10 protein-coding genes and 1 pseudogene are annotated in these 14,978 nt (G+C 45.2%); 8 read left to right on the forward strand and 3 right to left on the reverse strand.

Annotated elements, in window-relative coordinates:
* Positions 1 to 78: 78 nt before the first annotated feature.
* The 8 genes and pseudogenes from DWX23_RS13765 to DWX23_RS13800 form a co-directional block, all read left to right on the forward strand.
* A pseudogene (locus tag DWX23_RS13765) lies at positions 79 to 746 on the forward strand (Rpn family recombination-promoting nuclease/putative transposase); the annotation flags it as partial.
* A 373-nt stretch (positions 747 to 1,119) separates the two neighbouring features.
* The gene (locus DWX23_RS13770) at positions 1,120 to 2,097 is read left to right on the forward strand and encodes an HmuY family protein (RefSeq protein WP_122374897.1); all 978 of its coding nucleotides are present in this window, start codon (positions 1,120 to 1,122) and stop codon (positions 2,095 to 2,097) included.
* A gap of 18 nt (positions 2,098 to 2,115) precedes the next feature.
* Positions 2,116 to 4,248: a TonB-dependent receptor gene (locus DWX23_RS13775; protein WP_122374898.1), complete on the forward strand. Its 2,133-nt coding sequence runs from the start codon at positions 2,116 to 2,118 to the stop codon at positions 4,246 to 4,248.
* Positions 4,249 to 4,273: 25 nt separating this feature from the next.
* The gene (locus DWX23_RS13780) at positions 4,274 to 8,554 is read left to right on the forward strand and encodes a cobaltochelatase subunit CobN (RefSeq protein ID WP_199673289.1); all 4,281 of its coding nucleotides are present in this window, start codon (positions 4,274 to 4,276) and stop codon (positions 8,552 to 8,554) included.
* Positions 8,555 to 8,556: 2 nt separating this feature from the next.
* Entirely contained in the window at positions 8,557 to 9,261 is a 705-nt protein-coding gene (locus tag DWX23_RS13785; RefSeq protein WP_122374900.1) for a hypothetical protein, read from the forward strand.
* An 8-nt stretch (positions 9,262 to 9,269) separates the two neighbouring features.
* On the forward strand, positions 9,270 to 9,905 hold the full coding sequence (locus tag DWX23_RS13790) for a MotA/TolQ/ExbB proton channel family protein (protein ID WP_122374901.1): 636 nt from the start codon (positions 9,270 to 9,272) through the stop codon (positions 9,903 to 9,905).
* Complete coding sequence (locus DWX23_RS13795) at positions 9,902 to 10,228, forward strand: DUF2149 domain-containing protein (RefSeq protein WP_122351744.1); 327 nt, start codon at positions 9,902 to 9,904, stop codon at positions 10,226 to 10,228. Before DWX23_RS13790 ends, DWX23_RS13795 begins: the two co-directional genes overlap by 4 nt.
* A 42-nt stretch (positions 10,229 to 10,270) precedes the next feature.
* Positions 10,271 to 11,116, forward strand: coding sequence for a hypothetical protein (locus DWX23_RS13800; protein WP_122374902.1), 846 nt, complete (start codon positions 10,271 to 10,273; stop codon positions 11,114 to 11,116).
* Positions 11,117 to 12,267: 1,151 nt separating this feature from the next.
* On the opposite strand, the gene DWX23_RS13805 is transcribed toward DWX23_RS13800, so the two are convergent.
* The 3 genes from DWX23_RS13805 to DWX23_RS13820 all read right to left on the reverse strand — a co-directional run bounded on the left by DWX23_RS13805 (position 12,268) and on the right by DWX23_RS13820 (position 14,921).
* Entirely contained in the window at positions 12,268 to 13,251 is a 984-nt protein-coding gene (locus DWX23_RS13805; RefSeq protein WP_122374903.1) for a S9 family peptidase, read from the reverse strand.
* 239 nt (positions 13,252 to 13,490) lie between these two features.
* A complete protein-coding gene (locus DWX23_RS24990) occupies positions 13,491 to 14,015 on the reverse strand; it encodes a DUF4890 domain-containing protein (protein WP_199673291.1) in 525 nt (174 codons plus the stop codon).
* Between the two features lie 117 nt (positions 14,016 to 14,132).
* Complete coding sequence (locus DWX23_RS13820; protein WP_122374905.1) at positions 14,133 to 14,921, reverse strand: inositol monophosphatase family protein; 789 nt, start codon at positions 14,919 to 14,921, stop codon at positions 14,133 to 14,135.
* Positions 14,922 to 14,978: the final 57 nt, after the last annotated feature.

The raw sequence follows: 14,978 nt of genomic DNA on the forward strand, positions 1-14,978 counted from the left end.
GTAAAAGTAGCTATATGTAGGTAGTCGGATTTTTAAAAGTATAGTTTGTTGGTTCATTTACACGTTAGCTATTGGCAAATCTTCGATCTCCTTTGCGAAGACGTGGACGGGACAAAATTCATCCTGGAAATGCAGAATTGCCCCAACGTTATTTCTTTAACCGTGGATTATATTATCTTTGCCGCATGGTCTCCCGTCAGGGAAAGACGGGACGGGATTGGCAATATGGCCTGCTTCCTGGCTATGGCATTTATCTGTTGAATTTCAGCCTGCCGGAATTCCACAACTGGAGAACAGACGTAATCCTGGCCGACGAAGCAACGGGTAAAACTTTTGGTGAGGTCAAACTGAAACAGATCTATCTGTCGTTCGACTTGTTCAATTTAACTCAAGAGGAATGTAAGACTCCTCTTGAAAACTGGATTTATATATTGAAGAATATGAATTTATTTGATATGTCTCCGTTCAAGGAGAAAGAGGATGCCTTCAGACGTCTGCTCGATGTGGCAAACCTCAGTGCCATGACTGACCATGAGCGTGCTGTCTATGAGGAGAACCTGAAGATTTACCGCGACTGGCGCGCTACGCTGATATATGCAGTAGAAGAGGCTGAGGAGAAAGGTTTGAAGAAAGGTAAAGCGGAAGAACAGCGTCTTATTGCTGCAAACTTTAAAAAACAGGGAATAAATAGTGAAACTATAGCTCAGTGTACAGGATTATCGGTAGAAGAAATTGACGAATTGTAGTTTATTATTGGCTATAAAATAAATTATCAGCCGGGTTGTTTAATACATAACAATCTGGCTGATTTTGTTTCTGTCTTTATCAGAATGAAACTCCAAAATGAAATAACATATATGATAAAATCAATTTATTAATATCAACTTTAAACTTATTTATTATGGCGGAAATACAATGTCTCAAGAGGAAATAGGGATAATTTGTATTGCCTATGTGCTTATTATACACTATTTTATTATTTCTTTTCCACTCTTCTCCTCAAAATACCTATAACTAGGTAAGATCTCCTTTTTTTATACCCCTTTTTAGGGATTTCACATTCTTTCAGAAACCCGGAACTTTGCGGTCAGAATATATTTTACTAAATAATAGAACGCAATGAAAAAGAATTATTACTTATTAGCGATGCTGCTGGTCAGCTCTTTAACGTTTTTCTCGGCTTGTAGCGATGATGATGACAATGGTGGTGGCGATACCGACGAAACGGTAAAATCGGTTACTCTCGATGCTACAGCCTATGATAAATGGATGTATTTCAGCTTTAAGGATGGAAAATCGGTTGCCCATGAGATCGAACCGGCTGCCGGTACTTATAAAGGCGATATTTCACTTGATGTAACAGGAATGGGAAATATGGGTACTGTTTCCGACCTGAACCTGGTAATTACCCGTCTCGAAGGGGATTCCTTAACCTTTGTATTAGACGATTTCGATTTTAGCCAATATAAAGATATCGCTTTAAAAGCCGGATTTAATATCGCTTCGGATACGATCGGCTGGACACTGACCGGCGGTACAGTCACTGCAGGCAATATTGTTATCACCCCTAAAGGAAATGTGAACGGCGATAGCATTAATCTGATCATAACAACAAGACCCGGAAGTATGCCGATGGACCTCATCGTCACGTATAAAGGCAAGCTCGAAACGCGCGGTGGTATCGATGAAACCTCTTTTGATTGGGACATCGCTTTGCATCGCTATGATGTAAAGACCAATGACGGATCGGCTCTCGATACAAAAGAAACGGATATTACAAAAGTAACGACTGTCCCGGCCAGCGGTTATGTGGCTGATGTCAGAACAGATAGCTTGATGTTGAATACGAATGGAATGCAGTTGCCTACTCCCAAGATCGGTTATACACCCAGCTATTGGAATGAAGTACTGAATAAAGGTATCGAATTCAGTTCTGTACCTATGCCTCCTACAGCGGCAAACTGGTCGATGAGCAACATGGTATACGTCATCAAACTGAAATCCGGCGAATACGCAAAGATCAAATTCACCGATTATTCAAATGATGCTGACGTAAAAGGACATATCTCCTTCGATTACGTATATCCTTTCAAGTAATAAATTCTATCTTCTTATATGAAAACGATTTTATTGATCCTGGCATCAATAGTATTATGCGGAAACCTGTCGGCGAATGAACCTCCCCGACAGGTTTCCGGTTGTATAACCGACGAAAAGGGGGAAACATTGCCTTATGCGAATATCCTGGTAAAAGGAACGACTCACGGCACGGCTTCCGACCTCGACGGTAATTACAAACTAGACCTCTCAAAGCCCGGAGAATATCACCTTATCATTAAATACGCCGGTTTTACTCCTGTTGAGCAGCGTATCTATTTACACGGCGATACGGTCATTAACTTTCGCCTGAAAGAAGATGCCCTTAACCTGAATGAAGTGACAGTGACGGCTACCCGTACCCCCAAACTGTTGAAAGACGCTCCTGTCATTACCCGTGTCATCACTGCTACCGATATAAAGAAACTCAATGCCGTTACCGTGCAGGACCTGTTGGAAACGGAATTGCCGGGTATGGAGTTTACACGCCAGATGGACGGTCAGATCGCAGTTAACATGCAGGGTATGAGTGGTAAATATGTGCTTTTCCTGATCGACGGTGAACGTATGGCAGGTGAAACGCTCAACAACGTGGATTACAACCGCCTGAATGCCGATAATATCGAACGTATCGAGATCGTGAAAGGGGCCGCATCGGCTCTCTACGGCTCCAGTGCGATCGGAGGTGTAGTCAATATCATTACCAAGGAACCGTCCAAACCGCTCGAAGTCAATGTAAGCGGCTATTACGGAAGCAATAACGAACAACGTTACGGCGGAACGATCGGTACAAAGCAGAAAAATATAAGCAGCTTGACTTCCGTCATGTACAAGAACAAGGATCATTATAGCCTGTGGAGTTCCGATCGTACGGATTCAGCGATTATCTATGGTGGAAAAGACCTGAGTGTCGATGAAAAATTATCCTGGAAAGTCTCCGATAAAATAACATTGACGGGAAAAGGTGGTTTCTATACCCGCCTGGCTGATATTGCGAACGATAAGAAAACAGATCGTTACCGCGATTACAACGGCAGTGTGCGAATGAACTATCTGATATCGGAAAAGCAGGATTTGACGATATCTTACCTGTTGGACCGTTATAACAAATATGATCATTATACGAAAACAGATGCCGATTCACTGAATTACCGGAATACACAGCATACGGCACGTGCACAATACAATTACTCTTTTACCCCTAACAACACGTTGATCGGGGGAGCCGAGTTCTTTCGTGACGAACTGATGTCTTACCAGTTCAGCGGCGATACACATTCCACCAACGATTATATTCTGTATGCCCAGCATGATTTTAATGTGACGGAACAGTTCAACCTGGTATATGGGGGACGTATGGATTATTATAATTCATTCGGTGCGCATGTCAGCCCCAATATTTCTTTGATGTATAAGCTAAAACCGTTTACGTTCCGGACTTCCTATTCGCGCGGTTTCCGTGCTCCGTCATTGAAAGAGATGTGGACTGAATGGGATATGGGCGGTATGAATATGTTTATTATTGCCGGTGATCCCAACCTGGAACCGGAGATCAGCGATAACTTTTCCGTATCTGCCGAATATAGTCGTGACCGTGTGAATTTCTCCGTGATCGGTTATTATAATAATATCAAGGATAAGATCACAACGATCTTTAGTGCGGACCGCGATACTTCTTATTACCGGAATATCGATAAATCGAAGTTAGCAGGCCTGGATGCAAACCTGGCTGTCAAATGTCCCTACGGGTTTACGGTGAAGGCGGCCTATGCTTATGTCCATGAGAATATGAAACAGAATGGATATAATGTATCGTCTACCCGTCCTCACTCTGCCACTCTGGGTATAAATTACGAATATTCAAGAAAGAATTATGACTTGAATGTGGCATTGAACGGCCGTTTCCTCGGTAAGCTGGACACCTACGAGGCGAACAGTACGGGCGATACCTTTACGCCGGTGCATTATTCCGGTTATCAGAACTGGAAGATAACAGTTTCGCAACGTCTGTTCGGGGCTTACCTGCTTCAGGCAACGGTAGATAATATCTTTAATTACAAACCGGATATTATAGCCTCCAATTCGCCGATGTCGCCGGGTACAACCTTCATGATCGGCCTCTCTGTTAACATCGACGAGATATTCAAATAAGCAAACAACAACAAACCAATAAATAATGAAACGGAATTTAATCATTGCAGGAGCAATAATCGCTGTCGTATTGATAGCCTGGTTCATCTGGGCGAAGGTAGCCGGCACGACCAAGGTGGCTCTTGTGAACTTCCCCAACTATCAGGTTGCCCGCATGGCAAAATCCCTGGATACTGGTTTTATCGACCTGAAACAATTGTCGATCGACGATTTCGACAAACTAAACCGCTACGATGCGATCCTGATCTTCGGTATGGGTATCCGGATGACAGACGAACATCGTGCCGTACTCGAAAAGATGAAGGAAAAGAATGTACCTGTCTTTTCAACTGCTGTGACCGATCCGGTGAATAATATCAGCAGCCTCGATTCCATTCAGAATAAACGGGTGGCGGACTACCTCACGAATGGCGGTTCCGTCAACTACCGGAGCCTGTTCAACTATATCCGTAAGGAGCTGACAGGCAAGAGTGCCTTTACCGGAGAGATCAAAGAGCCGGTGGAGATAAGCTCCGACGTCCTGTTCCATCTGGATGACGAACGGGTATTCGACACGGTCGCCGATTTTGAGAAATATTATAAGGAAAAAGGCTTTTATAAAGAGAAGGCTCCGAAAGTGGCTCTTATCGTTGGGATGGCGGGACCGTTCGATACGAACAAGGATCATCTGGATTCATTGATCGTCAGCCTCGAACGGCGCAATATGAATGTCTATCCTGTCTCCGGCTTCGCCAGCCGTCTGAAAATGCTGGAAGAGATCGATCCGGCAGCCGTGATTTATATGCCGCACGGCCGTTTGCTGATGGGGCAGGGCGAAAAGGCTGTGGAATGGCTGAAAGCACATAATGTACCCATGTTCTGTCCGATCACGATCAATGATACGTATGATAACTGGATGGCAGACAAGCGCGGTATGGCAGGAGGCTTTATGAGCCAGAGTATCGTGATGCCCGAACTGGATGGCGGTATCGTTCCGTTCGTCCTGAATGCACAGTTTATCGATGATGACGGGTTATACCTGTTTAAGAATATCCCCGGGCGTCTGGCACAATTCTCCGATATGGTTGCCAATTACCTGCGGTTGCAATCGCTTCCGAATAAAGACAAGAAAGTTGCTATCTATTATTATAAAGGTCCGGGAAAGAATGCCATGACGGCAGCCGGACTGGAAGTGCTTCCTTCTCTCTATAATTTCCTGAAAGCACTGAAAGCGGAAGGATACGATCTCTCTGCTTTGCCGGCTACGGAAAAGGACTTTGAAGCTCTGATCAATGAACAAGGTCCGGTATTCAATGCTTATGCTGAAGGGAACATACAAAAATATCTGAATTCTGGTTATCCCGCCTGGGTATCATCTCCGCAATACAGTACCTGGTTGGAAGATATATTCAGTCCGGCGATGCAGGATACGTTGATTCATAAATATGGAAGAGGTCTGGGAGATTATTATACTCGTGAAGTGGATGGTATCGAACAGATTGCTGTTACCCGTATCGATCTGGGTAATGTGGTCTTATTGCCTCAGCCTACTCAGGGAACGGGGGATAACTCTTTCGCTGCCGTCCATGGTTCGAACGAGATACCACCTCATCATTATATTGCTTCTTATCTATGGGTACAGAAGGATTTCAAGGCGGATGCCATGATCCATTTCGGTACGCACGGTAGCCTGGAGTTCATTCCCGGCAAGCAGGTTGCCCTGTCGTCCGACGACTGGACCGACCGCCTGGTGGGTTCGCTTCCTCATTTCTATCTTTATACGATCAGTGACGTGGGAGAAGGACTGATCGCCAAGCGCCGCAGCTATGCCGTAACCATCTCTCACCTTACACCGCCTTTCATTGAAACCGGCCTTCGCCGCGAAGTGGACGATCTGTTGAACGATATCAAGCGTTATCTGGCAACCGACCTGCGCGACGAATCCCTCAACCTGAAGATCAAGAACAAAGCGATCGGGATGGGATTGCACCGCGACCTTCAACTGGACAGCATCCGTACACAAGTTTATTCTGATACCGAGATCGAAAAGATCGAGAACTTCGCAGAAGAGCTATGTGCCGAAAAGATCGTAGGCGGCCAATATACCTTAGGCGTTCCGTACGATGAATCGAAGATCGCTTCTTCTGTAAAACTGATGTGTACCGAACCGATCGCCTTCAGTCTGGCTAACCTGGATGAGGTACAGAAGAAAGTTACACGGAAGCAAATCGAGAACCAGGCTTTCTTTAATGATAACTATCGTACGAAGGCACAGTTGGCTGTTAAACGGGTCATGGATAATCCGGCTATGGCAGACGACCCGGCTTTGCTGGCTCAATTGGGTGTCTCTCCTGCCACTGTCGCTAAAGCACAAGCAATCAAGAAGGCATCCGAACCGAAGATGAACCGGATGATGGCTATGATGATGGCCAAAATGACGGAAGAATCCAAAGACGGCAAGAAACCGAAAATGGGACACGGCCATCCTGCCGGTATTCCCAAGACTGGCAAGATGCCGGATGCTGTAAAGAAGATGCTTGCCTCTGCCGATACAACAGCTAAAAGCCAACATCCGATAGACGGAAAGAGCGGAGCGACCCAACAAATGGATACCGTCACCCGTGAGCAACTCCTGTTTGCCAATGCCGTTTTGGACATCCAGCATGCTATCCGGAACGTGAATAATTACCGGGAGTACCTGCGTAAAAGTCCGCAGATGGAACTGGACGGTTTTATCAATGCGCTGAATGGGCATTATGTAGCGCCCAGCCCCGGCGGAGATGTTATTTCCGACCCGAACGTATTGCCTACCGGACGTAACTTATACGGTATCAATGCCGAAGCAACCCCGACTCCCGCAGCCTGGGAAAAAGGGAAAGAGATGGGCAACCGCCTGTTGGCCGAACATGCGAAGAACCACGGTGGCGCAACTCCTCAAAAGGTCAGTTTCACGCTTTGGTCGGGCAGCTTTATCGAAAGTGAAGGAGCAACGATCGCTGAGATCCTTTACTTATTGGGTGTTGAGCCGATCCGCGACCAGTTCAACCGTGTGCTGGATATCCGCCTGATCGATGTCAAAGACCTGGGCCGTCCGCGTGTAGATGTGGTAGTCCAGACTTCCGGCCAGTTACGTGATGTGGCAGCTTCCCGGCTGACCTTGATACAGAAAGCCGTAGATATGGCAGCAGCTGCCGGAGACGGAGACGATAACTATGTGGCGAAAGGCCGTAACGATGCCGAGCGTGTCTTATTAGATAAAGGTTTCTCTCCGAAAGAAGCCCGCGAATATGCAACACAACGTGTTTTCGGCGGAGCGAACGGTATGTATGGAACCGGTATCACTTCTATGGTGGAAAGTGGTGATCGTTGGGAAAACGAGTCTGAAATAGCCAACGTTTACCTGAATAATATGGGAGCCACTTACGGTAATGAAAAAGACTTCGGTGGTTTTAAACCCGGTATTTTTGAAGCTGCCCTTCAAAATACGGAGGCTGTCGTACAGCCCCGCCAGAGTAATACCTGGGGAGCGCTCAGCCTCGACCATGTCTATGAGTTTATGGGCGGTATGAGCCTGACGGTCCGTAATGTAACCGGCAATGATCCTGATGCTTATTTCAATGACTTGCGTAACCGCCATCAGGCTCGCGTACAGGATTTGAAGTCGGCGATCGGTGTGGAGACCCGTTCGACCCTGTTCAACCCTGTTTATATGAAAGAACAGATGAAAGAAGGCGCTTCCGCTGCTAATGCGATGTCGGAAACGATCCGTAATACATACGGCTGGAATGTCATGAAGCCGAAAGCGATCGACAATGAGATCTGGGATCAGTATTATGAAGTATTTGTAAACGACAAGCTGAATGTCGGGGTGAAAGAGTTCTTTGAACGTGAAAACCCGGCTGCTTTGCAGGAAGCAACGGCAGTCATGATGGAAACGGCCCGTAAAGGTTACTGGAAAGCGACTCCGGAGCAGTTGAAAAATATTGCGGCTCTTCATTCGGAGCTGGTTGAGAAATACGATGCCGGTTGTAGCGGCTTTGTCTGCGATAATGCCAAATTGCGCTCTTTTATCGGCGAACAGTTACCGGAAACTTCTGCCAAACAATATCAGGGTAAAATCGAATCGGCCCGTAACGAAAGTATTTCGGATGACGGAAAGAGTGTTGTCCTGAAGAAAGACAAGAGTGTCCAGGCTAACGAACCGATGAAGCCGGAAAACATGTCTTCATTCAGCCTCGCTCTGATCAGCTTCTTCTGGCTGGCTGTGATCTTCCTGCTTATATTCTTTATCCGGAAAAGAACCCGGAAGACTAAAAAGAGAAAATAACGATGGATAATATATTGCTTTTGCTGTCGCTTTTTGCAGTCGTCAAGAGTTTATTTATGACAAGCCTGTTACCGAACCGCTGGTACAGGCTTGCCTTCAGCCTCTCGTTGGGTGCATTCATCATGCTTTGCCATCCGTATGCGATGGAAGTGAACAAGCTGGAGTTGCAACGGGTGTTGTCGAGCCAGTCTGCTATGATGAATATTTCGCTGGTGGTGATGGTGGATATGCTGTTGTCGTGTTATTTCTGCATCGCCCGCATCAAGGATTGGGAGGATAGTAAGTCGTTCCGGTGGTATACCAAACTATTCAGGTATATGCCGTCACTACTGGTTTTTCCAGCCTTGTATTATATTCATATCACACTATTTTTTTCGCTGACAGGAGTTGATTTTTTGCGTACGAGTATCGGACTGGCGGCGGGTGTGACGATTACGTTCGGACTGGCTTCCTTCTATATGCGTAAACTGATTGCAGAGAAAGAACTGTTGATCGAACTGGTGGTCATCCTCACTTTCTTTGTCTGCGTACTGGTGATCTGCTGTACGATCTTTCATCCGTCGGCAACCGTTTACAATCATCCTTCGCCGATCGACTGGGTGGGATGCGCAGGAACATTAGCTGTACTGCTGGCTATTTTCATTCTCGGATATCTTTGGACACAGGTGGTCCGCATGTATAAACAACGTAAAAATTCTAAGCACTAAATATCATTATGGAACAAGTTTCAAATATTTTATTCTGGATATCAAATGGGTTATTGGTACCCGTCATTGTAGGTTTGCTCTTTTTCTTTGCCAAAAGTGTTGTTATGCTGGGGGGCTTTGTCGGTCAGTATATACAACGTATCAAACAGGATAAACAGTTACGTCTTCGTATGGACCAGCTGGATCAATCGACTATTCATGCTTTTTCCGGAGAATTGGATGAACAGCCGGATTCTTTGTTTACTCAAACGGCCAAACAACTGCTATCTACGGATAGTACGGCGGTGGCAAACCGTGTCCTCTCCGAATATGAAGTGACAGCCGATGCGGAACTGGGTAAATATAAGGTATTGGTAAAGTTCGGCCCGATCCTGGGATTGATGGGTACGCTGATCCCGATGGGACCGGCTTTGGCTGGACTTTCCACTGGTGATATCGCTTCAATGGCTTACAATATGCAGGTGGCATTTGCTACGACCGTATTGGGATTGTTCTCCGGCGCAGTTGGTTTTATCTTGTTGCAGGTCAAGCAGCGTTGGTTCACTTCCGATCTGATATATCTCGATTACCTGTCCGAACTTTCCAGAGAGAAGCCGGTAGCGGGCAAAGCGACATTAGTAACCTCTAAAGCTGTAAACGAATGAGTCGCCGCCGGGTATTGAATGCAACCGAAGATCATGATCCGGTTGCGATGTTGTCGAATTTGTTCGATGTGGCTATGGTATTTGCCGTAGCCTTGATGGTCGCATTGGTTACCAAGTTCAATATGACGGAGATCTTTTCGCAGGAAGATTATACGATGGTGAAAAATCCCGGCAAAGAGAATATGGAGATCATTACGAAGGAAGGGCAGACCATTACGAAATATAAGCCTTCGGAAAGCCAGGAGAAGTCCGGTAAGAAGGGAAAGAAAGTGGGAATAGCTTATGAAATGGAAAATGGGGAGATTATTTATGTTCCCGAATAAATTTATGATTACTTTTGAAACCAATAAAAATAAATAACACGTATGAAACTTACTTCTCCCTGGACAGGTATACTGTCTTTCCTGATCGTTTTATTCACGATGCCGTTAGGACATGCTGCCATGATCCTGATGGAGAAACTTCTGGGGCATGATCTTCTTTATCCTGCAGCGTTCGGCCTGGGGGTGTTGGGAATCGTGATGTTGTTGATCGGGATCATTTCCAGGAAAGAGACTTCGGCAACGTTTCTGGGATTGTTCGGCGGACTGTTCGTCTGGACAGGATGGATCGAGTTCGGGTATGTCTATTTCGCCAACCGTTTCGGTGTACAGCCGCTGATCGAGAACGGTCAAGTGGTGACGAAACCGGAATATCTGATCATGCCTTCTTCGTATGGTTTCTGGGCAATCGTTATGCTGTTCTATATCTTCAGTACCCGCTCAGGTTGTAACTTTTTTAACTGGATACAGCGTAAGATACATTACGGTCAACCGGTGGAGACACTTCAGCCGATCATCCGTAATGCAGCCATGACTACTTTTATGGAACTGAATGTTCTTTTATGGACTTGTTACATGATATTGCTTTTCTCTTACGATAACGAGTTCCTGGGCGATTGTCATCCGGTAACGATGTTGATCGCTTTCGGTTCGCTGGCCTGGTCGATTTATCTGTTTATCCGTTTGCTGAAGATCAAGAAACTGGCGTATGCTATCCGTTACGCTATTCCGACAGTGATCATCTTCTGGACCTTTGTCGAGATATTGGGACGTTGGGACATCCTGACCGAAATATGGGTGGAACCGGCTCACTACTGGCTGGAGATGACAATGATGACCATCGCTTTCCTGGTATTGCTGGGGGTATTATTGTTCAAGCATAGAAAGTAAGGTTTGAATTAGAAATAATAGAACTACTTTTCCCTTGATGGAAAAGTAGTCAAAAGATCAAGGCTGAACCGGCTTCACTGCTTCGGCGAAAGACTCCGCTGAAAAATCCGAAACTCGCTGCGCTCAGACAACGGATTTTTTTTACCGCTTCGTCTTCCTCCTTCGCGGACGTTCACCCGCTTAGGCCTTTCCTAGGAAGCTCGGCTTCCTTTTATGATTGCCGATACCGACACCTATATAATATAACAGGTGCTTTTGGTTTTAACTGACAGTATCGGCCATCATAAAAGAACGCAAAGCGTTCTCTGAAAGGCCTCAGCTGGTGAGCGTTAAACGTAGCAGCCGGAGAGAGCGTCCGGAGCATCCGCTGTTTGAGCGCAGCGAGTTTCGGAGGCGACAGCGAACGCAGGATGCGGAGTAGCGAGGCAGGTGCAGCCTTGAACTTTTGGTTACTTTTCTTTCAAGAGAAAAGTAACATTTAATTCTGATAATAATTGAACTTTTTTTCTTTTAAATAAATGTCATTTTGTTGGCGTAAAATTTAATTCGCAAGCATTTTGGTTGAATAATCGGAGTATTAATAACATACGCTTTTGGCATTACTCCTCTTATAGAAAACGGATATATACATTTATTAACGCAATGTTTAACTGATAGGCATTTTTAATTCGATCGAGAAAAAAGATAAACTCGTTTTAAACGAATTATTTTTCCTTTTAAATGAGTTTTATTTTTATTGTAGCGGAAATATCTGCTTGTTTAAATGTGTTTATTTGTTAATTAAAGGTTGTTTGTGTTATTTTATATACATTGGAAATGTTCGATTGTATGTTATAAAGCATTTAGTCACTTCTGGAACCGCTAAAAAAGCAAGCAACTCTCTTCTGCCTAAAAGTTCGACAATAATTGTCTCTCACAACAAAATAGCGGATATTGTAATGATAATACGATATAATAATATCAATGCATCTGTAATTATGACATCTCGAATATGGTAACCCTCTCTACGATCGAATAAGAACAAACCCTCACCGCTCCATCTCCATACAACTCATCCGCAGGTTACATGAGATAACATTTTGTCAGTTTGATATTCTATTGACACATTGGCAAATTGACTTATTATTGACAGTCGCTGAACTGATATCTTTTTAGAGATTATTCTGAATGTAATCCTGGAGTGTGAAATCCTTTTTAGTTTCCGGTTTGCCGGGGATAGTCTCTATTGTGTTTATAAAGGCTTTCTGCCGGAGGAGAACAAAACGGTCCAGAAAACTCAGGATATCATACCGGTTGTTATCCATCGGTATCCCTGCCATCTCATGACCCGCTTCTTCCGCCAGATAGAAATAATAGGGAGATTGTTTTACCTGTAACTGTTTAACTATAAAGTTCGACCCCCATAACCCCATATTTTCAAGTAAAGCCTTATCGAAAGGAACTGTTCGGTCTGCATTTCCATGGAAAAGCATAATAGGGCACGGTAATTCCTGCCAGTCCGGTATTCCCAGACTACAGATAGCTCCGGCAAAAGAGATAACGCCTGCATAGTTGAAAGAGTCGGGTAGTTTTTGTGTTAAAGGAGTTCGGTTACATATTTCATATTCTGCCTGCAGGGAGGTGACGGCTCCGGCACTGGAACCACAGGCAACGATCTGTTCCGGGTTTACTTTCCATTCTTTGCTGTTATCGACAATGTAACGTGTAGCATCGAAAAAATCTTCAACAGCCATTGCAATAGCTTTTTGTAAAGTGGCGGCAAATTGCATCGGGTCGGCCATCTTCCCGGTATCTATATCTTTCAGACCGGTCCGGTAATCGGTCGATACAACTACATAACCGTTTTTTGCCAGGAAATGAAAGTAGGGAATATAACTGTCGTTATCCCTGTTACCACCTTTAAAACCCCCTCCGAAGGCAAAAAGGATGACCGGTTTGGATAACGTATCACCAGCTGATATATTCTGTAATTCATATTTATCCAGACGTAATGTATCTGCCCCTTTTATGGCGAATGTATAGGTTTGTTTACCTACTATATATTCATTGGTCCGGCTTCCTGCCGGTTGCCGGTTACAAGCTGTCAGAAAACAGATCACGACCGTTATCAGGGATAAGAATAGTTGTTTGTTCATAACTTTCCGTTTTATATTACCCGTAAAAATAATGATATATCTGTAGATACTCTATTTGCTAGCCGTTATTTTATGTACCCGGGGCAATATCGGTTTCCTTTTGGTATAACAAATGCCGGTAGCTGCTATGGTAAAATGCCGCATATAATAACAATACGCAGAAGCTTACAGATTTATTATTTTCTTTTTTTGAGAAATATCTGTATTCTTCTGCGTTATCTGCGGTCGGTAAAGCTTTTTTATTCCATCCAATCGCCATCAAATCCTTCACCTGGTCCACCTGGTCCCCCTGGTCCGCCCGGACCTTCGGGAGCTCCATTGCCCGGACCTTTCGGGCGGTTCTCCTTCATGTACTTCTGATACTTTTTGTATTGTTCTTCAGTCAGGATCTTTTGTACGGCAGCATCGTGCTCGCTCATCATTGTATCCATTTTTTCCTTCATCTCGTCGGGAGAAAGCTGCTTTTCACTATCCCTGTCGGGACGCATCTGTTGCATTTTCTCCATAAAGGTTTTCTCTTCCTCTTTGAGTTGTGTCACCTGCTCGTCCGTAAGCGACAGTTTCTTTATGAGCTTGTCGGTGATAAAGGACGGGGCTTCTCCTTTCCGGGGAGGACGTTGGTCCGGTCTGTCCGGCCTGTCATGGTTACAACAACAGCAACAACAGCGAGGCTTTCCGGGGAAAGGTCCGTGTTGAGGCTGGGCGGCTGCGGAAGCCAGTAAGCCAAAAGTGAATAAGCTTGCAATAATCATTTTCTTTTTCATATACCTTTCGATTATGTTGATTTATCGGTGAAGATAAATGACATTGCAAGCTGTTACAAATAAAATAGACAGACAGGGAAAGATTGCCTGTAAACGAATGATATTTCCCCTTTAAAATCAGGACCGGGAGATCAACTGCATCAGTGTTTCATGCATCGCACCGTTAGTGGCAAGCACTTCATCGCCCGATTGCCAGTTGTCGCCACCGCTGAAATCGGTCACTTTGCCTCCTGCCTGCATCAGGATCAGGGCACCGGCGGCAATATCCCAGGGACCGATATAGGCTTCGATACGGGCTTCGAACCGTCCGGCGGCGATATAACATACTTCGGCCGCTGCCGCTCCCATCAACCGGGTTCCTCCGGCAAAGCCGTAGAGTTTGTCGACCAGGTGAAGGGCTACCGGGCGGTAGGCATCCGAGTTGTAAGGGAATCCCAGATCGATAAAGGCTTTGTCGAGGTCGGACACGTCTGAAACATGAATTTCTCTGCCATCGAGGTAAGCCTTGCTTCCTTTCCAGGCATAGAAACATTCGTCCCGGCAGACTTCATAGACTACACCGAGTAATAACTCCTCCTTGTTGCGCAGGGCGATGCTGACACAGTAAGGGGCAAGGTCATGAATATAGTTGGAAGTCCCGTCCAGCGGATCGACCAACCAACAGTAGTTCTCGTCGGTCAGGCTTCCGCTACCTTCTTCGGCAATGAAACCGGCTTCGGGAAGTAGGGCGGAGAGTTGTGCGATCAGCCATTTTTCCGATTCTTTGTCGACATACGATACATAGTTGTGGGCACTCTTTTCTTCTACACGTGCGCGGTCGAATTTACGTCGTTCCTCTTTCAGGAAAGCCCCGGCCTGCCGGGCTATCTGTTGTACCTGGGTACAAAGTTCTTCTAACTTCAACATATCTTTATATTCTCTTTTTGGTCTGACAAACATACGCATTTTGGAACTAAATAATAG

The sequence above is a fragment of the Parabacteroides sp. AF18-52 genome (genome assembly GCF_003479145.1).
GTDB lineage: Bacteria > Bacteroidota > Bacteroidia > Bacteroidales > Tannerellaceae > Parabacteroides > Parabacteroides faecis.

Excerpts from the sequence above, each read along its gene's own strand:
- DWX23_RS24990 (WP_199673291.1), bottom strand. The coding sequence starts at position 14,015 with ATGAAAAAGAAAATGATTATTGCAAGCTTATTCACTTTTGGCTTACTG.
- DWX23_RS13805 (WP_122374903.1), bottom strand. The coding sequence starts at position 13,251 with ATGAACAAACAACTATTCTTATCCCTGATAACGGTCGTGATCTGTTTT.
- DWX23_RS13795 (WP_122351744.1), top strand. The coding sequence starts at position 9,902 with ATGAGTCGCCGCCGGGTATTGAATGCAACCGAAGATCATGATCCGGTT.
- DWX23_RS13800 (WP_122374902.1), top strand. The coding sequence starts at position 10,271 with ATGAAACTTACTTCTCCCTGGACAGGTATACTGTCTTTCCTGATCGTT.
- DWX23_RS13790 (WP_122374901.1), top strand. The coding sequence starts at position 9,270 with ATGGAACAAGTTTCAAATATTTTATTCTGGATATCAAATGGGTTATTG.
- DWX23_RS13785 (WP_122374900.1), top strand. The coding sequence starts at position 8,557 with ATGGATAATATATTGCTTTTGCTGTCGCTTTTTGCAGTCGTCAAGAGT.
- DWX23_RS13775 (WP_122374898.1), top strand. The coding sequence starts at position 2,116 with ATGAAAACGATTTTATTGATCCTGGCATCAATAGTATTATGCGGAAAC.
- DWX23_RS13820 (WP_122374905.1), bottom strand. The coding sequence starts at position 14,921 with ATGTTGAAGTTAGAAGAACTTTGTACCCAGGTACAACAGATAGCCCGG.
- DWX23_RS13780 (WP_199673289.1), top strand. The coding sequence starts at position 4,274 with ATGAAACGGAATTTAATCATTGCAGGAGCAATAATCGCTGTCGTATTG.
- DWX23_RS13770 (WP_122374897.1), top strand. The coding sequence starts at position 1,120 with ATGAAAAAGAATTATTACTTATTAGCGATGCTGCTGGTCAGCTCTTTA.